Raw genomic sequence first — 21,767 nt, forward strand, 5'->3', positions numbered from 1 at the left:
ACGATCCGGAGGATTACCAGCATGCCGTGGGCGATCCGCCGACCCAGCTTTCGCTGCATCGGAATTCACCGGGCTATCGGTTGATTCTAAACAATGTTCTTTTTCCGGCCGCTAAAAAGAAGAAACAAAAGACCTAAAAGTGATTGGTAAAAATAAAAAGTCCCCGGCACGTCAAAAGTGCCGGGGATTTTTTTGTGTTTATTCGTGAAAATTGGTGGGCAATTTTATCTAAAATTACCTTTCCGGATACGGCGGCAAATAGGGCGGCCGCTTGGGAAGTACCGGTGGCTTTTCCTTGATCTTTTTCATCAGGTAATTAATGGCGGTTTCCAGCTGGGGGTCTTTTCCCTGAACAACCAGATCGGGCCGGTTGTCGACCTCAATATCCGGTTCAACACCATGGTTCTCGATAATCCATTTGCTGTCCAATCCGTAGATGGAAAATTCGGGAATGGTCACGTAGCCGCCGTCTACCAGAGGTGTGTAACCGCGAATTCCGCGAACCCCGCCCCAGGTGCGTTTCCCAATGACCGGGCCCAGTTTGTATTTCTTGAAAAAGTAGGGGAAAATATCGCCGTCCGAAGCGGAATAGGCGTTGTCGATACAGGCCATGTACCCGTGAAACACGCGTTCCGGGATGGTGCCGTTGTCCGCATTTCGGGACATGGTCATTCCAATTAACACCCGTCGCAGCCGTTCCAGAATCATCTCATCCACAAAGCCTCCGCCGTTGTACCGGACATCAATAATGAGACCCTGTTTTCGAAGTTGCGGATAAAACTCCTTTACAAATTGATTTAATCCGTCAGCGCTCATATCGGTCAAATAAATGTACCCGATTTTTCCGCCGGATGCCTTTTCCACCTTTTTGCGATTGGCTTCCACCCAGTCGTTCTGGTGCAATTGATATTCCGAAGAGATGGGTTTGACCGTCACTTCGTGTGCACCGGTTGCCGTGGGTTTGGAGTTTACCAGCAGGGTCACGGACTGATCGGTTGTGTTTTCCAAAAGGGAGAAAATGTTTTTCTTTCCGGTTAATTTCTTGCCGTTTACGGCGAGAATGTAATCGCCGGTCTTCACATGAACGCCGGGTTCGGTCAGGGGCGACCGGACATTCTTGGTCCAGTTTTCTCCGGTGTAAATCTTTTGAATCCGGTAAAGCCCCGATTTTGAATCCACCTGAAAATCGGCCCCCAGCATTCCCACCGAGACGTGTTCGATCTTCGCCATTTCGCCCCCGCCCACGTAGGTGTGGGAATTGGCCAGTTCGCCGATCATTTCGCCAATGACGTAGTTCAGGTCAAACCGATTGGCCACATAGGGGAGCAGAACGGCATACTGGTCGTGTACCTTTTTCCAGTCCACGCCGTTCATTTTTGGATTGTAAAAGTAGTCACGCTCCAGGCGCCAGGCTTCATTGAACATCTGTTCCCACTCTTTGGGATAGTCGATGATCATCCGAAGCTTGGAGAGATCAATTTTTCCTTTTGAGGGATTGATCTTGGCGGCCTTGGCATCGGCGATGCTGTACCCGCCCTTGGTGCGGACAATCAGCTTTGAACCGTCCGCCGACAAATCATAGCCGGAAACGGGAGATAAAAGAACAGTGTCCTTTTGTTTCTTTAGATCGTAACGGTGCAGGGCCGGTTTTTCACCCGGCATCCGTCCCGACAGGCCAGAGACGGGGTACGTCACATAAAAAACCACACCTTTGGCTGCTCGCAATCCGCCAATGTTTGCCGGCGGAATGGGCAAATTGACCACGCGGTTCTGAATGCCGGTCAGGTCAATCTTCAGAGGTTTGATTTCCTTTTTGGCGGATTTGGATTTCTTTTTTGTTTTTTTCGTCTTCTCTTTTTTGGGTGATTGAATAGCCGCTTCATCACTCTTGGGTGCAAAGGGAGAAAGAGAATCGGCCTGCAGGGTAACCAGATAAATTCCGGCGGTTTTCAGGTACGCATAGTTTCCGTCAAAATTACCCAGGTACGCGTTATAGTTGCGCTGGGAGAGAAAAAACAAATAGTGCCCTTGGGGGTCAAAAACGGGGCCGGAATCGAAGGTAAAATCCGTTGTAACCGGTGTGATCTTTTTTGTGGTCAGAGAATACAGGAAAATGGAATAGAAGTGGTTTTTTTCGGGCTTGGCGTAGGCCAGCCATTTGCTGTCCGGGGACCAGGTGTACTGGCGGATTTCCCATTCGATGGCCTGATCCACCAGAACAGGGGTTTTCTTGTGAATGTCCACATAGTACAACCGATGGTTTTTATCGGCGTAGGCCAGCTTTTTGCTGTCCGGGGACCAGACGGGTGCAAAGCGGAAACAGCAGCCATCCGTCGTGATGCGAATCTCCTTTCCCTTTCCGTCCTGAGGCCGAATGTAGATTTCGTCTTCCCCCGTACGGTCGGATACGTAAGCCACCCATTTTCCGTTCGGAGACCATGTTGGGTATTTTTCGTGAATGCCGGATGTTTCGGTCAAATTTCGGGTGTTTCCCTTTTTGGCAGGAACCGTGAAAACGTCGCCGCGCGCTCCAAACAGGGCCCGTTTCCCTTTGGGTGAAAGGCTGTAGGAACGGATGTAGCCCTTTACGTTTTCCCAGTGCGGGCGTTTTTCAACCCGGTCGCCGGGAACGAAGATGGTTAGTTTTTGAACCTTGTTTGTGTTTAAGTCCAGAGTGTAAAGAAAGCCGCCATTTTCAAAAATAATGGTGTTTCCGCCGATGCTGGGCCAGTTGACATCGTAATCCTTAAAGTGGGTGAGCTGTTTAATTTGTTTTGTACCCAGGTCGTAGCTGTAAAGATTCATCCGTTGGTTGGGGCCGCGGTCGGAACCAAAGTAAATCTTGTTTCCGCGCCACATGGGGTAGGTGTCGGTTCCTTCATAGGTGGTTAGCCGCTGAGTCGAATTGGATTTAAAATCGTACAACCAGATGTCCTGGGCCATTCCCCCCTTGTAACGTTTCCACGTGCGAAAATTCCTGAAAATTCGATTGTAGGCAATTTGGTTACCGTCGGGTGAAAAAGCCGTGAGTCCGCCTTTGGGCAGCACCAGTTTTTCCGGAAGTCCGCCATTTAAACCGACCTTGTAGAGCTGGCCGAACCAGTCATTGAAGGTGTTTCGACGGGATAAAAACAAAAGATGCTTTCCATCCGGAAACCAGTCGATAACCTGATTGTTGGGGCCCATTCGAAGCGGCATGTGGGTAACATCCGCCGTAAAGGTTAATTGTTTGGGAACACCTCCCTCTGCAGGAATGACGTAAACGTTCATATTGCCGTCATATTGTCCGGTAAAGGCGATCCAGTTGCCATCGGGCGAAAATTTGGGGAAAAGCTCAAGCCCCGGGTGAGACGTCAGTTTGCGGGCCACCCCGCCCTGACTGCTGACTCCCCACAAATCTCCGGCATAAACGAACACCACCTGATTTTTGTAAATATCCGGAAACCGAAGCAATCGTCCCTCCTGTTGAGAGGCACGGGATTGGAAACTGAAGGCCAAAATGACCAGGAAAATCACTGCTGCAACCAACCGATGTTGTTTCATGGAAACCTCCTTTTTTAATACGCTCGTGCAAAAGCCAAATCAGTCATTTGAAAACACCGGAACTGTTTCATGGTTTTGGGCTGAGAGACCATTTGCGATGGGGCACGCATTTCATAAATGTGTCAGACAAGTCGTTGAATGGTGTCGCCGTTTGGAACCCCTAAAATTGGAATCCGGCAGAAAAATAGTAGGTTTTTTGATTCAGAGAATTCTTTCCGTAATGAAAAGAAAAGCTGCCCAAAATAGATTCCAATGAGACTCCAACCCCCTGTCCAAAGATAAAGTCGTCTCCGCGAATGGGCGCCATGCTGTTCTTCCAGAAAGCTCCGGCGTCCTCCCGATAAGAAATGTACGTATTTAAATGAGATTTGATCGGAAGTAAATAGCGAATTTCAAAGGACGTGGTTAAGAACCGACGGGCGCGGATTTCATCTTCCCGAAATCCATAAAAGAAATCTTCGCCTCCCAGTTGAAACATCTCCTGAAAGGGAGTGACTAGATCAGCGGTTCCCCAGATCATTCTGGGATGAAGGGTCAGGCGTCTGAAAAACGTAAAGTACTCCTCAGTTTGGGAATAAAGTTTGGAAAAAGCAATATCGTTTCCCAGGAATTGACCAAAAACTTCGTAGTAGAAATTGTAATATTTGCCTTTTGTGGGAAAGGGCATTTTGTTCCGTTCGTCAATAATCGTCTGCATCCGAAGCCCCACTTCTCGGGTTTTGATGATCGGATAACCGGAGCCGAATACCTGCCGAAGGGCGATCTCATCGGCGCGGAGGGCCAGAGACGCCGTGCCCAACCGTTTGACCTGCCGGCCGAAGGAATAGTAAAATCCCGTCCGCCGCTCCTGGTATTCCCCTGCAATATTCCCACGCCTGAAGGTGTAGTGCTTAATTCTGGAATAATGAACATTGGCACTGGATGTTAAATAGGTTTTAAAGATTCGGTCGTTCTGAAAAATAAGCTGGGTGGTCAGGTTTCGCTTTCCCACAATTTGGGAAAGCGCCACACGCCCACCAAATCCCATAAAATTCTGATCAGAAAATTCGAATAGTAATTTTAAGCGTCGATCCCGATCGTACCGATAACTCTGGCTGAATCGAAGGTGCGGTTTTTCCTGAACCCGGATCGTCAATTGCAACCGGTCGTTGACCCAGTTGTATTCGATTCGAACACGATTAAAAAACCCGAGGCTGTATATATTGGTCAGACCTTTTTGAATGACCGGTGCGTAAAAAATGTCCCCTGCCTTAGAGGGAAATTCCCGAAGAATAACCCAATCCTTTGTGCGGGCATTTCCTTCGACTTTGATGGTGTCGATTCGCCCCTCACGAATAGTGAGACAGAGTGCATGTGAGAGAGAGTCGAAACGGATCGATTGAATGGTTGCCAGCGAAATCTGTTTTTTTCGATAAAATCGAATAATGGCTTCGCAGTTCTTTTCCCAGACTTTCCAATTAATGGGCTGTTGAAGCGAATACGTGGCCTGTTTCAGAAGAAGGGAATCGGGGAAAAGTGTGTTTCCCGTAAATCGGACCTGCATCAGAATGGGGTTTGCCGTCCTGTGGATTTCCAGAATGGTCTGATCGGACTGGCGTGTTACCCGAGCCCAGACATCTTTCCAGAACCCCTCCCGGTAAATGGTCTCGATGAGCTGTTGGATTTCAAATCCTGTCCAGAGCCTCTGATGAAACGGAATGATCTTTTTATCAGAAGGCAGCTGGGTTTCGGTGGTTACGCGGTCGATGGAGAACAGCCGATTTTGGATTCCCGTAAGACGTTGAAGAAGCTTTTTCTTTATAATGGGTATTACTTTCCACGCGGCCTTTTCACCCGCCCGATAGGCCTGTTCCGGATTTGAAAAATCGGTGTTTGTTCGGTTTCCCAGATTGGGGCGAACCACCACATCGGCCTGGCGTAATTGTTCTTCCCGTTGAGGGAATTGCATGATGGTGGTAACCTGATCGGCAATTTCCCAGGGAGCGGTCATATTTTTTACGGGACGCAAGGGAGAGGTTACGTCGGAGGCGATGACAATATCCGCCCCCAAAGCCTTGACATCGGTTACAGGGATATTTTCGACCACGCCGCCATCGACCAATAAAAAGGAGTCCTTTTTTACGGGCTGAAATAAAAGCGGAATCGTGGCACTGGCCTGCATGGCAAGCGCCAGATCACCCCGGTCGAACACCACTTTTTTTCCATAAACCAGATCGGTCGCTATTGCCCGGAAGGGGTACTTGAGTTCATCAAAGGAATGAATGGCGTGATAAGGGGCTTGAAGAATAACCTTGGAAAGCTCGTCGTACAGGCGTTGTCCGGGAGAAACCGCCGAAGGAATGGCCGGCCTGAAATTTTTAAAGTAGAGTCGGAAGAAATAACGATCGCTGGTCTGTTTAAGTGAAAGAAAAAGGGCCGTGCGTTGCGGCTGGTCTCTTAGAATGTTTTCCCAGTGAATTCTTTGGGATATGTCCAGGATTTCATCCGAAACATATCCGGACGCGTAGAGTCCCCCGACAATGGAACCAATACTGGTGCCGGTAATCATGTGAATGGGAATGTGGTTTTCTTCGAAAACCTTCAGTACGCCGATATGGGCCAATCCCCGCGCACCGCCGCCCGAAAGGGCCAGGCCCACGTGGGTTTGTTTGAGCCGCGGCCACAAATATAATCTATTTTGCGAGTGAAGCGGGTCGAACTGCAGATGAAATTCAGCCAGCTCCCCTGAGAATAAAGGCGGGGCTTGCCAGAAGAGGGCCATGCCCAGAACGAAGACTGCCGGAGCATACAAGATGGTTTTAAGGTTTTGCTTCATGGACTAAATTTTAATCATTTTAAAGATTAAAATCAAGATAATTTGCAGTTGATTTTTCGGGAAAAATTGATTATACTATATCCCATTGAAAAGATGGATTTTTGCGGATAAAATCCATCTTTAATTTTTTGGAATAAATGGCTTAAAGAAAAAGAGGAGTTTTTTTATGGCACGTGTTTCCGTTCTGTATCCCATATTTCGCAATCAGCAGCAGGTCTTGCGGGATTTAGCTACCCTTCACGATCAAACAAAGGATTCATTCGAATTGGCCGTGTTGGACCAACGTGATGAAAAAAAAGAGGATTTTAAGACCCGCGTGACCCAGCTTTTTCCAGATGTAAAATGGATGGAAAAACAATTCAAGAACATTGCGGAAATGATGAACTTTGGTTTTGAACAAACCTCTGGAGACCTTTTTATTTACATGCCTCCGAATATCGGGTTCAAGCCGAACCTCGTCCAAAAATATCAAGAGGCCTTTCAATCCTCCGAAAAACCCGGGATGATTTTTTCCGATTATGAAGAAGTTTACCCGGATGGGAAGATTGAGGAAAAACATCTTCGGGATTACGATGGCGATATTACCGAGCGAGGCAATTATGGCTACGTGCGGGGCTATGCCCGGAAAGCGGCAGAGAGTGTTGGCTTTTACGATGAACGCTTTAATCGGGCAGAAGAATACGATTTTCGATTGAAGCTCTCGGAAAAATTTGATTTGATCCGTGTGCCGGACATTCTGTACGATGTGTTTATTTCCACCGAGGAAGCGGCCGAGAAAACAAGTGTGGGCGCCTCGAAACTTTTTTATCCGGGTGAAGGCAAATACGGCGGTTTTTCCTATTTGTTTTACGACAAAGAAGAAGAGCAGGAAATTGAGCGGGCCTTTTACGAATACCTAAAGCGAATCGGAGCCTATTTGACACACGAAAATGAGGAGGTGGTTTACGGGCCTGACGAGACATTCTCTCCCATGGTCAGTGTGATTATTCCGGTCTACAACCGGGCAACGTTTATCGGAAAGGCCATTGATTCGGTTTTAAATGGAAATTACCAGGATTTCGACATTATTGTTGTGGACAATGGTTCCACGGACAATACCGTCGAGGTTGTGGAATCCTACGTTAAAAAGGACCCGCGGGTTCGGCTGATCAAGAATGATAAAAATATCATTGGTCTTTCACTCAATCTGGCGGTAAATGCCTCCACGGCAAAATATATCTCCCAATTGGATTCCGATGACGAGTACACGCCCATTACCCTGGAAGCCATGGTTGGACATCTGGAGAAGCATCCAAAATGCGGCCTGGCCATTTCCTATTATGAATTGATTGATGAAGAAAGCAACGTTCTGGAGGAATTCGGAATTATTAAACATCTGGAATACAATCGGAACAATATTCTTCGCGTGGATGGTGCGGGTGCTGTGCGGACCTGGCATCGCAAGGTCATTTTGGAAATGGGCGGTTTTGATGTGGAACATTTTGGGAATTATGGTGAAGACTACGATCTGGTACTGAAGGTTTCGGAGAAATACGACGTGTGCCGCGTGCACGAGGTGTGCTATCGGTACCGGCGGCATGCAGACAATACCGATGTCAAGCGGAAACCGGAAATGAAAATTTACAACAAGACCCTGGCCCGCAAAATGGCCATTCAGCGCCGAATTGCAATCAATAAAAAATTGGGTCTTGCATAATCCGTTGACTTCTTCTTCTGCACTTCGGTTTTGGGTGTTATCTGCGCTGTTTGCGGCACTTACGGCCGTGGGCGCTCAAATACGGCTCCCGATGATTCCTGTGCCGGTCACCCTGCAAACCCTGTTTGTGTTTCTGGCCGGGGGTTTTCTCGGGGCTCGTTGGGGAGCCATCAGCCAATTGTTTTATCTTTTCCTCGGATTTGCGGGGCTTCCGGTTTTTGCCGGTGAGAGCGGTCCCATGGTGTTTTTATCTCCCACCATCGGGTATCTTTTGGCCTTTCCTCTGGCCGCTTTGTTTTGCGGGGTTTTCATCCACCGGGGGGCTGAAAAATCGTGGGGTTATTTGCTCCTCATTTATTCCACGAGCGCTCTTCTCATTCTGAGCCTGGGAGTGGCGGGCCTTTATCTGATTCAAGCCCTCTATTTGAAAACCGTTTTTACGGTAACCCAACTGTTCGTGACGGGACTGATCATTTTTTTGCCGGGAGAGCTGTTGAAGGTGCTGCTGTCGGCCTGGCTGACCCGGCGGCTGGGTCGCCATGCTCTGGCCGGGGGCCTGAGTATAAAAAATTTTTGAGAAAAAGAAAAAAGTACTTGCTTTTTTTGAAAAAATTTTGTACACTTAAAACCAATTAGAAAAAAAGGATTCATTTGAATGTACCGTAAAACCGAACAAACTCTCGCTTTTTTGAACGCCAACTGGTGGTGGGGTTGGAACGTGAACGATAGGAAAGCGGGCGGCCGTTCGGTGTAAAAACACCATACAATTTCTCAAATCATTTAAAAAGCCCGCTAAAGTTAGCGGGCTTTTTCAGTTTTAAGAGTCTCACGCGAAAAAGGAAAGGAAAGAAACCATGAAACAGTCGAAAATCATTTTGAGCGAATCCGAAATGCCGCAGCACTGGTACAATATTCAGGCAGATTTGCCTGAACAGGCCCCGCCTCCCCTGCATCCGGCCACACACAAGCCGGCCGGCCCGGACGATTTGGCGGCCATTTTTCCAATGGAACTCATCAAGCAAGAGGTGTCTTCGGAACGGTATATTCCTATTCCGGACGATCTGCTGGAAATTTACAGCCTCTGGCGTCCCACGCCCCTGGTGCGTGCGTATCGGCTGGAAGAATTCCTGGGGACGCCCGCAAGAATCTATTTCAAAAACGAAAGCGTGAGCCCCGCAGGCAGCCACAAACCCAACACGGCTGTGGCACAAGCCTATTTTAACATGAAAGAGGGCAATCATCGGCTGGCGACGGAAACCGGAGCAGGCCAATGGGGAAGTGCCCTTTCCTTTGCAACCAGCCTGTTCGACATGGAGTGTGTGGTGTACATGGTGAAAGTAAGCTACCAACAGAAGCCCTTCCGAAAATCTCTTATTCACCTCTGGGGCGCTGAAATTTACGCGAGCCCCTCGGAAAACACCGAGTTTGGACGAAAGGTTTTGGAAAAAGATCCCAACAGTTTAGGCAGTCTGGGTATCGCCATCAGTGAGGCCATTGAAGATACGGTCACGCACCCGGGCACCAAATATGCACTGGGAAGCGTTCTGAATCACGTTTTGCTGCATCAAACCATCATCGGCCAGGAGGCCAAAAAGCAGTTTGAGCTCATTGGTGATTATCCGGACACAGTAATCGGCTGTGTGGGCGGAGGAAGCAATTTTGCCGGTCTGGCGTTTCCGTTCTTGCAGGATAAGATCAGCGGTAAGAAAAAGGACATGAAAGTTCTTGCGATTGAGCCGGCGTCCTCACCCAGCATGACCAAGGGGTATTATCGCTACGATTATGGAGACTCGGCCGGTATGACCCCTCTGATGAAAATGCACACCCTGGGCCACAATTTTATGCCTCCCGGGATTCACGCGGGCGGTCTGCGCTACCACGGGATGGCACCCCTCGTCAGTCTGACGAATAAATTGGGTCTGGTGGAAGCCCGCTCCTATCATCAACTGGATACCTTCAAGGCCGGAATCGATTTTGCACGAACCGAAGGCATTGTTCCTGCTCCTGAGACCGATCATGCCATTTTGGCTGCCATTGACGAAGCCATGAAATGCAAGGAAACCGGTGAGGAAAAAGCCATTCTCTTTAACTTCAGCGGACACGGACATTTCGATATGGCCGCCTACGACGATTATCTTGCAGGGAAATTAGCAAATTACGCCTATCCGAAGGAATTGATCGAAGAAGCCATGAAAGATGTTCCCGTGATTGATTAAAACCCTCCAGGACTCCGGAAGTTCTTTCAGGACTTCCGGAGTTTTTAATTCACCCCCTATTTTATTCTTGAAATTTTGGAAAATATTGCCTAAATTTATGGGACGTATTTTTAAAGTATTTTAAATTTATAGGGCTAATAAATAAATATTTTAAAAAATGAATGTGAGGAGTCCTGCATGGAATCGTACATAATCGGCGTCGATGGCGGCGGAACCAAAACCCACGCCGTTTTTGTTTCGTTGGATGGACGAATTATCGGGCAGACGACCGTTGGAGCATCTAATTATCAGCAAGCGGGTAAGAGCGGTATTCAAACCGTCTGTCGGCAAATTCTGGAAGAGGCTGAAAAAAAGGGCATCTCTCAAAATGCCATTCAGCGATGGGTTCTGGGTCTGGCCGGGGCGGGTCGGCCTGCCGATCAAAAGGCCGTCAAGGAAGCGGTGGAAGAGCTTGGGTTTAGAAACCGCGTAACCGTAGAAAGTGACGGCTATATTGCTCTGATGGGCGCTTTTGTTGGAGAATCTGGAATTATTCTGATCGCCGGAACGGGTTCGATTTGTTACGGTCTAAACACGCAGGGTGTGATGACTCGTTCGGGTGGCTGGGGCTATCTTCTCGGAGATGAGGGAAGCGGGTATTTTATTGCCAATCAGGCCCTCATCGCAGCCTTAAAGGATCTGGACGGCCGCGGCCAAAAGACCATTTTGCGCCAAAAATTGGAGTCCCTTTTTGATGTTGCCACCATTGATCTTCTGGTGCCAAAAATTTACACGGGTGAACTAAAGAAAGAGGATATTGCCGGGCTCGCTCCGATGGTTTTTCAAACGGCGGCTGAAAACGATGCCGTTGCAAAGGAGATCATCGAGCGGGCGGGACGCGAATTGGGAAAGATGGCGGTTGCCGTTGCCAAAAACCTCCGTCTTGATGGTGAAACCATTCGGCTGGCTCCCATCGGGTCCGTCCTTGAAAATCAGAAGGAGGTGCTCCAACCGTATATTGAGACCGAACTGCACGCCGTTTCTGATTCGGTTATTTTTCAGGATCCGCACTATCCGCCGGCAATCGGGGCCGCAATTGCTGGTTTGAAAGAAGAAAAAATCAAATTATCTCTGGAACTTTTGGAAAATATTTCGACATCTTATGAGTCTTTACAGGCGGTTTGAGAAAAACACAAAAGAAATAATCGGACTGATGTCCGGCACCTCTTTGGATGGATTGGACATGGCGCACGTTCAGGTTTCCGGACAGGGCCTTCAAACCCAATTTTCATTGAAAGCCTTCCAGACGATGTCCTATTCCCCCAGGATCAGGGAATTGATTCTGCATTGTGCGGCTCCGGAAAAAGGGAGCACCGCCTGCGTCAGTCAGCTTAATTTTTTTCTTGCCGCTCTGTGGGGCGAATATGTCCTTGATTTCCTCAAAACAAATGCGATTCCTCCACATACAATTGATCTGATCGGTTCCCACGGGCAGACCATTTACCACCAACCCGGTCCGGTAGATGTTGCCGGACAAAAGGTGCGTTCCACCCTTCAAATTGGTGATCCCAGTGTCTTGGCCAAGCGTACCGGCATTCCGGTGGTTGGAAATTTTCGGGTTGCAGACATGGCTTTGGGTGGCGAGGGGGCCCCGCTTGTGCCGTATGTGGATTTTTTGCTGCTTCGCAGTTCTTCCAAAAATCGAGCGATTCTTAACATTGGAGGAATTGCAAATGTGACCCTTTTGCCCAAAAATGCAAAAAAGGAAGACGTATTCGCATTTGATACGGGTCCCGGAAATATGCTGATTGATGCCGTGGCCAAAACGTATTTCCGTCAGGATTTTGACCGGAACGCGGAGCTTGCGCGGCGGGGAAGGGTTTCGCGGGACGTGCTGCAAGCCTTACTGAAGGATCCGTTCATTCAACGGACTCCTCCGAAGTCAACCGGCCGACGTTATTTTGGGGCAGAGTTCCTGAAGAAAATCAAAGACGTAGCAGAAAAACACCACCTTACGCCGTATGATTTGTTGGCAACGGTGACACAATTTACGAGTGAGTCAATTGTGTTTTCGTACAGGCAGTGGATTCGGCCGCGGGCAGAGGTGGATGAATGGATTGTGAGCGGGGGCGGCGCACGAAACCCAATGATTTTAGAGGAATTGAGAAAACAGCTTCAACCGGCAAACGTCATTTTGTCGGACGATGTTGGACTTCCCGGAGACGCAAAAGAAGCCATTGCCTTCGCCATTTTGGCGAATGAATTGGTTTCCGGCCAGCCGGGCAATTTGCCCTCTGTGACGGGTGCCAGCCGGGAAACACCGCTTGGTGTCCTTTGTTTTCCGTAGGCTGAATGGAATAGGATGCATGTAACATAATTGCACAAAAAGGAGGAATCTTATGAATGTTTGCATTTTTGAAGATGACGTAACTGTAAATTTTGCTCCCCTGAGCCACTTGCGGCCAGTGTATGATTTGCGTTTTGGTATTCGAACCCTTCGCGAAAAAATCGTTCAAACGCTTCCGGAGGATTCGCGTATCTCGCTTCTTACACGGGAGTATTTAAAGGACCTTTTGCAGGAACAGAACCCTTCCCTAAAAGTCAACCGGATCCCGGATGCGGACACACTTTTTGTAAACGGCCGGGTTTTGATGACGCCTGAACTGGCTGCGGAGGTTAGTCGTAAGGAAGCGGCTCTTTACGTTTCAGAAGGAGCTGTTGTGGCGGCTTTTGTGCCTCGGGACAAACTGTCTGCATTAAAAGGAAAAGAGGGGCGGCTGCTTTCACGGGCTGATTTTCCTGATCTGCCGGAAAAAACCGTTTCGGCCACGCTCTTCAAATACAATTTTGAGCTGATTCTGGGAAATGCCGATGAGATTACCCGTGAATTCAATCTCTTCGGAAAAGGGGGACAGATTCTGGGAAAGGTTTACGACGGAGCCACACTTTTGAACAAGGAGAATATTTTTATCGACGAAGGCGCGTTTGTGAAACCGGGAACTGTCCTGGACGGCGAGGAAGGTCCCATCTACATCGGAAAGGGCGCAAAAATATTGTCCAATGTGACCATCGATGGTCCCACATTTATTGGCGATAAAAGCCTTGTGAAAACGGGAGCCTATCTTTACGACGGGGTTTCCGTCGGTGAAGTCAGCAAAATGGGCGGGGAAGTGGAAGCGTCGATTATTCATTCCTATTCAAACAAACAACACGACGGTTTTTTGGGCCACGCCTACCTGGGGCAGTGGGTAAATCTGGGATCCGACACGAATAATAGCGATCTTAAAAACAATTACAGCAATGTTAAGGTCTGGGTAAACGGAGAATTTGTGGATTCCGGATCGCTGTTTGTCGGTCTGACCATGGGGGATCATTCCAAGGCAGGAATCGACACCATGTTTAATACGGGAACGGTTGTGGGCATCATGTCCAACGTTTTTGGGGCCGGATTTCCGCCCAAATTTATTCCGTCATTCTCATGGGGCGGCGCGGACGGGTTTGTCGTCCACAAATTGGAAAAGGCCATGGAAACAGCCGACAAGGTCATGAAACGGCGGAATCAGAGCGTAACGCCGGCTCTTGAAAAGGCCATTCGTGAAGTCTTTCGGTTGACCGAAAACGAAAGAGCATCTCTTAAATAGGTCGAAAAAATCAAACAGAAAAAGAGGAGGTACAACGCATGTTAGTTATCCGAAAAGAAACCTACGAGGAAATGAGCGTAGAAGGCGCTAAATTAGTTGCGGCTCTCATTCGAAGAAAACCCGACGCCGTGATCGGATTTGCCACGGGGAGCACTCCGCTTGGAATGTACAAAGAATTGATCCGGCTCCACAAGGAGGAAGGTCTTGATTTCTCAAAATTGACGACATTTAATCTCGATGAATACGTGGGGCTGCGCCCGGAGCATCCGGAGAGTTACCACTATTTTATGTGGGAAAATCTGTTTAAGCACGTGAATGTCAATCCCAGTAAGGTCCATATTCCTATGGGAATGGCAGACGATATTGATGCATTCTGCGAATGGTATGAAGAAAAGATCAAAGAAGCGGGCGGAATTGATCTTCAGATTTTGGGAATTGGCGGTAACGGCCATATTGCATTCAATGAACCCGGCTCCTCTTTGGGCTCCAGAACCCGCATTAAGACACTGACAGAAAAAACCCGTAAAGACAATGCCAGGTTTTTTAACAACGATATGAGCCAGGTGCCAAAATATGCCATCACAATGGGGATCGGGACGATTATGGATGCGCGTGAACTGGTCATGCTGGCCAACGGTCCGAACAAAGCGGAGGCCATCAAAATTACGGTTGAAGGGCCCATTACGGCGATGGTTCCGGCTACAATCGTCCAGATGCACCGGAAAGCAACCATTATTGTGGATAAGGAAGCCGGTTCCAAATTAACGGGTGAATACACCGGTTAATCCAAATATTGAGTCGAAACATCAAAAAAGGCGAAGACATTCTTCGCCTTTTTTATTTGCATCCGGGGTGATAAATTTTTACTTTGTAACAAACCGGGTGCACGACGTGGCATCCATCAATTTCATTCCAACGCAAAGCCGGAAATAGACGGTGTTAATGAGGCTTTATTCGATCTTATTAAATCCAGAAAAGAGGAGCCATGGAAACAGGTATCATAATTTTGAGATGGATTGGATGGGTGATCTATTTTCTCAGCTTTATATTTTACATCCGTTATTTTCAGGAACAGCGGAAGGACTTGGCCAAACCGGCCACATTTTTTTTGATTGCAGGGGTCTTTGTGCAGGCGATCGCCCTTTTGTTGCAGTGGGAAATGGAAGGACATTTTCCGATTGTAAGCGTCGGAGAAGCGACCTTTACCTGGATGTTCTTTTTTGGCCTTCTGTATCTTATTCTTGAAATTCGATTGAGAGAACAGGCGTTTGGTGTTTTTATTGTGGGGCTGATGGTCACATTTATCATGATATCGAATCTTTTACCGCTTCATCATGGTCCGCTGCCCACATTTTTTCAGGACAAAACCATTCAGGTTCATATCCTCCTGATGCTCTTTTCCTACACGGGATTCACCATTGGCTTTATTGCAAGTGTGATGTATTTGCTTCTTCTGAAAGAACTTCGCGAAAAAAATCTGGGGTACTTTTATTCCAGACTTCCCGCCTTGGAGCTTCTGGACAAACTGAGTTTAGAGTCGATTTATATCGGATTTATCTTTCTCACCGTGGGTATCCTGATTGCCCTCTCATTGGGATCAAAATATCTGACGCACGCCTGGTATCTGGATTCAAAAATTGTAAGCGTTTTTATAACCTGGATCATTTATGCCGTTTATCTGGGAACACGGTGGTTTCTGAACTGGCAGCCGCGAAAGTGTGCGTACATTTCCATTACAGGGTTTAGCTGGATTATCGTCTCATTTATGATTATGACGACTCTTTTTTCAAAAGTCCATGCGTATTAGGGGGGGTAACGATGACTCCGGAAATAATAACCGTTGGGATAAAACTCCCCTGGATTGAGGACGACGAAAAACGAAAAGAGATTTTTGCCCTCAACTTTAGAAAGGTTCTTCAAAAAGTTAGAGCCAACATTCCTTTTGAAGAAGCCATGCTCTTCCGAACGCCGTTTCATTTTGAAGCCATTTTCGTAACGGAAGCCATCGATCCCACCGTTCAGGCTGCAGAAAAAGTGGTTCGCTCTCTTCTGCCGGGACTGGCCACGCTTCCGCAACAAATCTTTTTTGTCTGGGAACGGGGAGAAGCCATCCGCCACTTTTTTGAGGTTATGCTCGGAGTGGGAACGCCTATCGTGGGAGATGTGGTTTTTTTGGAGACGGTGAAGGAAGGATACACACAGTGCCTTGAAAAGGAAATGACCGGGCCGGTTTTGACCCGGCTGTTTCAGAAAGGAGTGGCCATCTACAAAAACCTTTCCAAAAACACGGCCTTTTTGGCCGGCGCTGTTACGCTTGAAGGAGCGATTCGTGAACTGGGTGGACAGATTTTCGGGGATTCTCAAAATATTCACATCGCCTTTGTTGGAAACTCAACCGAAACCCAGCAGTTGATTACGTATTTTCGGCAAACGAGGTTTGGGACGATTCATAAATTTAGCCTGGGATCTGAATTTTCGCCAGAGGCTTCAGGGGAAAGCGCACGTGAGAATCATGTGGATATTCTCATCAAAACGGATGAAAAGGCCTTACCAGAGGATTTGAAACAGGCCGTGTCCGAGCAATTGAAAATGCGTCGCGGGGTTCCCCTGTTATTAATTGATCTTTCTGAAAACCCCGGTTCTCCCCTGAAACACGAGTTGCTTTTATGCTATTCACGCAGGGATCTGGAAACCCTGATTCAAAGGAATTTTAGGGAACGCGAAAAAAGCGTGCCGGGGCTTTTAAAACGTCTGGAAAAGGATGTGAGAGAATTTATTTCGTGGCAATATTCCAGAGAACGGTTCGAATTCTCCGGGATCATCGGACGGAGCCGCAAGCTCCAACAGGTTCTGGAAACCATTGCACGGGTTTCGGCGACCCATGTAACCGTTTTGATTGAAGGAGAAAGCGGCACCGGGAAGGAATTGGTGGCCCGGGCGATTCACCAAAACAGTCCCAGAGCCGGAAAGCCCTTTATCGTTGTAAACTGTGCAGCTATTTCCGAAACACTTTTGGAGAGCGAACTTTTTGGGTACGTGAAAGGCGCATTTACCGGGGCAACCTCACAGAAAAAGGGGCTTTTTGAGGAAGCCGACCAGGGAACCATTTTTCTGGATGAAATCGCAGAAATGTCTCCGGCAACCCAGGCCAATATTTTGCGGGTCATTCAGGAGGGAGAGGTTCGCCGGGTGGGAAGCACACAAACCATTAAAGTGGATGTGCGGGTTCTTGCAGCCACCAACAAAGATTTAAAAACACTGGTTAAGGAACAAAAATTTCGTGAAGATTTGTACTACCGGCTAAAGGTTATGCATATTGTTGTGCCGCCCCTGCGGGAACGGCTGGAAGATATTCCCGAGCTGGCTGAGTATTTTGTAGAAAAATACAGTCAGAAAAACAAAAAGCATATTCTTGGAATGACGGAAGAGGTATTAACCCTGCTCAAACTGTACCCCTGGCCGGGAAATGTGCGGGAACTGGAAAACGCCATGGAGCGGGCGGTTATCATGACGATTGGACAGCACATTACGCCGAGTGATTTGCCTCAGGAAATCCAATTTTTTTCCGAGAAAATGCAGGCCGACGCCTCCCGCTGGCCCACGCTTTATGATGTCGAAAAACAGCATATTTTGAAAACACTGGAATATGTGGACTGGAATCTGGGAAAGGCCACGGAAATGCTCGGAATCAGTCGGGCCACCCTCTGGCGAAAGCTGAAAGATTACGGTATTCAACAGAAGGACACGCGCAACAATGGCGTGTAGGAAAAGGTTCTGACGAAATGATTTTATTGCATCGGAAACCACCCTTGCCACAGCCCCGGAGCCACCGGACAAAAAAGCGGCAAAAGCGGATCAGCCGCGTGTAATCCGCCAAAAATTTTTGCTTTCTGCGGAAAAAAACACTATATTTGACATTCGTTCAATAATTTCGTTTTACCTTCAGCTGCCTCGAATTGGCCGTCGTTGTTTCGGCCTCCCCATTACTCGGAAAAAATTCTCCAAAAGTGGTGGCAAATCAAGAGATTGAATAAATGGGATCGAATGGAATAGAACGGCCTCAATGATTAGGTGTGTCGTAAATCATAAAAAACTAACGAAATGAAAGGAAAGAAATCACATGAAAAAAATCACAATGGCGGCCCTGTTTCTCGCATTTGCCGTGGGTGTTCACGCCCAAACAACGCAATTGGTCGGCGAATGGTTGATGACCCGCGCGGAAAGCAAGGGTCGGGTCCAAGAACCCTATTTTATCACGGAATTCAAGGACAACGGAAAATTACTTGTTATGGGCATAGATTTTGGTACCTGGACATACGACCCCTCCGGCAAGACGGTTCGCATGTCATCGAAAATGGACAAAGATTTCAATGGCCGTGGAAAAATTCTAAAACGAACGAATAAAGAGCTGGTTATTAATCTGAATGAAGTCACTTACTTTTACACCCGGATTAAAAATGACGAAATTAAAAAGGCCAATGAAAAATCCAAACTTCAGGGCCTCTGGAAGATTCAGAACAACGAGGGGGTGACTAAGCTTCTCAGATTTAATTCGCCTGATGATTTTGTTTTTCTGACCGCATCCGAAGGGATGACGGACACGTATCGGGGCACATGGATTTTTGATCCATCCGAAAAAACAGTGATTATGGTGGGACTCTCAAAAGAGATCAAAGGAAAAATCGAAATTAAGGAATTGACGGACACATCGTTGGTTCTAGAAAATCATGGGAAGCTTATTCAGGCGACTAAGGAAAATCCAAACGCCCAAAAGATTGAGCATCTCACGTTTGTGTATGAGGATTTTCCGGAAGAAACGGATGGAATCGAATCCGCTCTCCCCTGGCGTGATTTTGACGCCATGGTTTCGTATTTAGAGAATGTTCACTCCCTGAAATACCGCCGGGGAGTGTTACTGGAAGCCGTAAACAGCCTTCGTTACGACACGATTCTCTCAAAGGTGGCGGTTAATCCGGAAAAACCGCGGGTTCGGTTTACCAATTTACGGATCACGCAAAGCGACACGATGCAGTACTCCGAAAAAGTAAAGGGGAATTTAATGGAAAGTTTCAACGATTTTTTTCCACGGGAAGAACCCAGTCCCTACAGGATTGCCGGCGTCGAATCGGTCACCGTGCCCGCCGGTACCTTTATGTGCACCGTTGTGGAAGGATTTGACGGGGAGAAAAAGGTGAAATTGTGGATGATCAATGATAAACCCGGCGTTTACGCCAAAATTATTCGCGAAGAAAAGGATGTATTCGATCATCTGGACTATTCGGTTCAGGAACTGGTGGCCATTCAGTAAGTTCCGGCGCAGAAATTCCCACTTTGTCTTTTTTACCGTGAGATAAAAAATCCCCGGCCCATTTGAAATGCCGGGGATTTCTTTTTACCGCACTTTTCACTTTGAAACATCCATTTTTCATTCTGAAAAAGAAGATTCTTCGGTCGGCCCCCTTATTTTTTTCTGTCAATAATTCATGAGCCCCTGTTTTTTCCCTGTTCTGTTTTTATGGTAGTTAGGAGAAAATCTTTTTTTATAAAAGATGTGCGAATAGCACCTTTTGGAATGAATATTGAACACTGAAAGGTGTCTTTTAAAAAAGGGAACAGTCAATGAATCTTTATCCGATTTTTTTAAAACTGGACGACCAGGATTGTGTTGTGTTTGGTGGCGGGGTCGTCGCTGAACACAAGGTGAAAACCCTCCTGAGTTACGGAGCCCGCGTAACGGTCGTAAGCCCGGATTTGTCCCCGGGACTTTTTGATCTGTGGAAGAATGGCAAAATTGTGTGTCATTATCGAAACTATCGTCCGGGGGACATTAGGGGGTACCGGCTGGTTATCAGCGCAACCAACGACCGGGAGGTTAATCGCCGGATCTACGAAGAAGCTCACCGTGAAGGTGTGCTGGTGAATGTAGTGGATAACCCGCCCCTGTGTGATTTTTACGTGCCTTCTGTTGTTCGTCGGGGCGATTTGCAGCTGGCGATTTCAACCACGGGTCAGGCACCGGCTCTGGCGCGTGAGATTCGGAAAATACTGGAAAACCTTTTTGACGAGTCGTATGACGAGGCCATAAAAATTGCCGGTCATATTCGGGAAAACCTGAAACAAGATATTCCCGACGAAAAAAAACGCAGACAGATTATTGATGAGGTGGTGGTCCCGAAAATATTAGCGGGCATTCAGAATGGAACAATGGGCCAGGTAAAAAAAGAGCTGCAAAAATGGATTTGATTGTTGTCGGATTTAGTTATAAAAAAAGCCCCATTCAGTTTTTAGAAACCGTATCTTTTCTGCCCGAAAATCTTTCCTCCGTTTATGATCGCCTTCTTGCTTTGGATGGTGTTCGGGAAGCCGCCATCCTTTCAACATGCAACAGAAGCGAAATTTATGCGGTTGTGTCCGATTTGCACACGGGAATTCAGGCATTGCGGAAATTTTATCTGGATTATTTTGCTCTGTCTTTTTCCGATGCCCTTTCACAGCAATTGTATCGTTTTGCCAATGACCGGATGGTGACCCATCTTTTTTCCACAATCAGCGGGCTCAACTCGCTGGTTATCGGAGAAACACAGATTGCCGGGCAGGTGAAAGAAGCCTATCGAATGGCTGCTCAGAGTGGGGCGACAAAGTTGATTCTCAACCGGTTGTTTCACAAGGCATTTGAAGTAAATAAGCGAGTGCGTGCAGAAACCCGTATTGGGGAAGGAATTGTTTCGGTGGGACATGCGGCCGTTGAGTTGGCCGAAAAAATCTTTTACCCTCTTCATAATTGTGAGGCACTCATTGTTGGAGCTGGGGAGACCGCCACGTTGACGGCCAGGCATTTCCGGGAAAAGGGGGTTTCCAATATTGTGGTGGCCAATCGAACCTTTTCACGAGCGCAAAAACTGGCCGAAAATGTGGGGGGACGGGCGATTCCTCTTGACTCACTTTCGGAGTATCTGATGCGGGCAGATATTGTTGTCAGTGCAACAGCCTCTCCGGAACCCTTTCTCACGAAAGAGAGTATTCAACCGATTTTGAAAAAGCGTATTCGAAAGGATATTTTCTTGATCGATCTGGCTGTTCCCTATGATTTTGATCCGAAAATTCGCGACTTAGAAGGTGTTTATCTTTATGATATTGATGATTTGCGGCAGATTGTGGATCAAAATCAGCGGATCCGCCAGGGCGAAGCGGATGTGGCAAGGCGTCTTATTCAGGAAGAGGTCCAGGAGTTTTTACGATGGCTGAAAGGCCTTCAAATCAATCCGACGATTCAACAGCTGCGCCAGCGCTTTGAGGAAATTCGTCAGCAGGAATTGAAAAATTTCAAACATCAGGTTTCTGAAACGGATTGGGCCGTGGTGGAAGAAATTACGCGCAGAATGATGAACAAAATGCTCCATTCACCGACGACGCGGCTGCGAAAACTCTTTGACAATCCCGATGGAATTCATAAAATCAGCCTGATTAAGCAATTGTTTGAACTGGATGACCAATGAAACAGATACCACTAAAACTGGGAACCCGGGGCAGTAAATTGGCCCTCTGGCAGGCAAATTGGGTCAAGGATCGGCTGGAAAATCAAAATCCCGGCCTGGGAATTGAAATTGTGATTATTTCAACCCACGGCGATCGGGATCAAAGTCAGCCCCTGGAGCAAATGGGGCAAACCGGGATTTTTGTCAAAGAAATTGAGCGTGCCCTGCAAGAAGAACTCATTGATTTTGCCGTTCACAGCGCAAAAGATTTACCCTCCCGGCTTCTTCCGGAATTTGAGATGATGGCGTTCACAAAACGGGAGGACCCCCGGGATGTTCTGTTGGCTAAAAACGGCCGGACAGTCGGAGATCTTCCGGCGGGAGCCCGATTGGCAACGGGAA

Annotated in this window: 16 protein-coding genes; 14 read left to right on the forward strand and 2 right to left on the reverse strand. The window is 47.6% G+C overall.

Annotated features, from left to right (window positions below):
• On the forward strand, positions 1 to 137 hold a 137-nt coding region (locus GXO76_02320), incomplete at its 5' end, for an asparagine synthetase B (protein ID NOY76686.1).
• 97 nt (positions 138 to 234) lie between these two features.
• On the opposite strand, the gene GXO76_02325 is transcribed toward GXO76_02320, so the two are convergent.
• A complete protein-coding gene (locus GXO76_02325; GenBank protein ID NOY76687.1) occupies positions 235 to 3,543 on the reverse strand; it encodes a protease in 3,309 nt (1,102 codons plus the stop codon).
• Between the two features lie 160 nt (positions 3,544 to 3,703).
• On the reverse strand, positions 3,704 to 6,358 hold the full coding sequence (locus GXO76_02330) for a BamA/TamA family outer membrane protein (GenBank protein ID NOY76688.1): 2,655 nt from the start codon (positions 6,356 to 6,358) through the stop codon (positions 3,704 to 3,706).
• 166 nt (positions 6,359 to 6,524) lie between these two features.
• Here GXO76_02330 and GXO76_02335 point away from each other — a divergent pair, with 166 nt between their 5' ends.
• From GXO76_02335 to GXO76_02395, 13 genes are all read left to right on the forward strand, one after another.
• Positions 6,525 to 8,054, forward strand: coding sequence for a glycosyltransferase (locus GXO76_02335; protein NOY76689.1), 1,530 nt, complete (start codon positions 6,525 to 6,527; stop codon positions 8,052 to 8,054).
• A 91-nt stretch (positions 8,055 to 8,145) separates the two neighbouring features.
• Positions 8,146 to 8,631: a biotin transporter BioY gene (locus GXO76_02340; protein ID NOY76690.1), complete on the forward strand. Its 486-nt coding sequence runs from the start codon at positions 8,146 to 8,148 to the stop codon at positions 8,629 to 8,631.
• Between the two features lie 277 nt (positions 8,632 to 8,908).
• Positions 8,909 to 10,270, forward strand: coding sequence for a TrpB-like pyridoxal phosphate-dependent enzyme (locus tag GXO76_02345; GenBank protein NOY76691.1), 1,362 nt, complete (start codon positions 8,909 to 8,911; stop codon positions 10,268 to 10,270).
• Positions 10,271 to 10,447: 177 nt separating this feature from the next.
• Entirely contained in the window at positions 10,448 to 11,434 is a 987-nt protein-coding gene (locus tag GXO76_02350; GenBank protein ID NOY76692.1) for a hypothetical protein, read from the forward strand.
• Positions 11,412 to 12,596 (forward strand): anhydro-N-acetylmuramic acid kinase, encoded by a 1,185-nt coding sequence (locus GXO76_02355; GenBank protein NOY76693.1) that lies wholly within the window; start codon positions 11,412 to 11,414, stop codon positions 12,594 to 12,596. Before GXO76_02350 ends, GXO76_02355 begins: the two co-directional genes overlap by 23 nt.
• A 52-nt stretch (positions 12,597 to 12,648) precedes the next feature.
• Positions 12,649 to 13,890: a transferase gene (locus GXO76_02360; protein ID NOY76694.1), complete on the forward strand. Its 1,242-nt coding sequence runs from the start codon at positions 12,649 to 12,651 to the stop codon at positions 13,888 to 13,890.
• A 38-nt stretch (positions 13,891 to 13,928) separates the two neighbouring features.
• Positions 13,929 to 14,675 carry a glucosamine-6-phosphate deaminase gene (nagB, locus tag GXO76_02365; protein ID NOY76695.1) on the forward strand — a complete coding sequence of 249 codons (747 nt, stop codon included), beginning with the start codon at positions 13,929 to 13,931 and terminating at the stop codon, positions 14,673 to 14,675.
• A gap of 200 nt (positions 14,676 to 14,875) precedes the next feature.
• On the forward strand, positions 14,876 to 15,697 hold the full coding sequence (ccsA, locus tag GXO76_02370) for a cytochrome c biogenesis protein CcsA (protein ID NOY76696.1): 822 nt from the start codon (positions 14,876 to 14,878) through the stop codon (positions 15,695 to 15,697).
• An 11-nt stretch (positions 15,698 to 15,708) separates the two neighbouring features.
• On the forward strand, positions 15,709 to 17,655 hold the full coding sequence (locus GXO76_02375; protein ID NOY76697.1) for an AAA family ATPase: 1,947 nt from the start codon (positions 15,709 to 15,711) through the stop codon (positions 17,653 to 17,655).
• Between the two features lie 355 nt (positions 17,656 to 18,010).
• Entirely contained in the window at positions 18,011 to 19,198 is a 1,188-nt protein-coding gene (locus GXO76_02380; protein ID NOY76698.1) for a hypothetical protein, read from the forward strand.
• A 311-nt stretch (positions 19,199 to 19,509) separates the two neighbouring features.
• Positions 19,510 to 20,133 (forward strand): bifunctional precorrin-2 dehydrogenase/sirohydrochlorin ferrochelatase, encoded by a 624-nt coding sequence (locus GXO76_02385; GenBank protein ID NOY76699.1) that lies wholly within the window; start codon positions 19,510 to 19,512, stop codon positions 20,131 to 20,133.
• Positions 20,124 to 21,386, forward strand: a complete 1,263-nt coding sequence (locus tag GXO76_02390) for a glutamyl-tRNA reductase (GenBank protein NOY76700.1) — start codon at positions 20,124 to 20,126, stop codon at positions 21,384 to 21,386. Before GXO76_02385 ends, GXO76_02390 begins: the two co-directional genes overlap by 10 nt.
• On the forward strand, positions 21,383 to 21,767 hold a 385-nt coding region (locus GXO76_02395), incomplete at its 3' end, for a hydroxymethylbilane synthase (GenBank protein ID NOY76701.1). The genes GXO76_02390 and GXO76_02395, both read left to right, overlap by 4 nt.

Source organism: Calditrichota bacterium (assembly GCA_013151735.1).
Lineage (GTDB): Bacteria > Zhuqueibacterota > JdFR-76 > JdFR-76 > BMS3Abin05 > BMS3Abin05.

Excerpts from the sequence above, each read along its gene's own strand:
- GXO76_02380 (NOY76698.1), top strand. The coding sequence starts at position 18,011 with ATGAAAAAAATCACAATGGCGGCCCTGTTTCTCGCATTTGCCGTGGGT.
- GXO76_02330 (NOY76688.1), bottom strand. The coding sequence starts at position 6,358 with ATGAAGCAAAACCTTAAAACCATCTTGTATGCTCCGGCAGTCTTCGTT.
- GXO76_02335 (NOY76689.1), top strand. The coding sequence starts at position 6,525 with ATGGCACGTGTTTCCGTTCTGTATCCCATATTTCGCAATCAGCAGCAG.
- nagB (NOY76695.1), top strand. The coding sequence starts at position 13,929 with ATGTTAGTTATCCGAAAAGAAACCTACGAGGAAATGAGCGTAGAAGGC.
- GXO76_02385 (NOY76699.1), top strand. The coding sequence starts at position 19,510 with ATGAATCTTTATCCGATTTTTTTAAAACTGGACGACCAGGATTGTGTT.
- GXO76_02340 (NOY76690.1), top strand. The coding sequence starts at position 8,146 with ATGATTCCTGTGCCGGTCACCCTGCAAACCCTGTTTGTGTTTCTGGCC.
- ccsA (NOY76696.1), top strand. The coding sequence starts at position 14,876 with ATGGAAACAGGTATCATAATTTTGAGATGGATTGGATGGGTGATCTAT.
- GXO76_02355 (NOY76693.1), top strand. The coding sequence starts at position 11,412 with ATGAGTCTTTACAGGCGGTTTGAGAAAAACACAAAAGAAATAATCGGA.
- GXO76_02350 (NOY76692.1), top strand. The coding sequence starts at position 10,448 with ATGGAATCGTACATAATCGGCGTCGATGGCGGCGGAACCAAAACCCAC.
- GXO76_02375 (NOY76697.1), top strand. The coding sequence starts at position 15,709 with ATGACTCCGGAAATAATAACCGTTGGGATAAAACTCCCCTGGATTGAG.
- GXO76_02390 (NOY76700.1), top strand. The coding sequence starts at position 20,124 with ATGGATTTGATTGTTGTCGGATTTAGTTATAAAAAAAGCCCCATTCAG.
- GXO76_02360 (NOY76694.1), top strand. The coding sequence starts at position 12,649 with ATGAATGTTTGCATTTTTGAAGATGACGTAACTGTAAATTTTGCTCCC.
- GXO76_02325 (NOY76687.1), bottom strand. The coding sequence starts at position 3,543 with ATGAAACAACATCGGTTGGTTGCAGCAGTGATTTTCCTGGTCATTTTG.
- GXO76_02345 (NOY76691.1), top strand. The coding sequence starts at position 8,909 with ATGAAACAGTCGAAAATCATTTTGAGCGAATCCGAAATGCCGCAGCAC.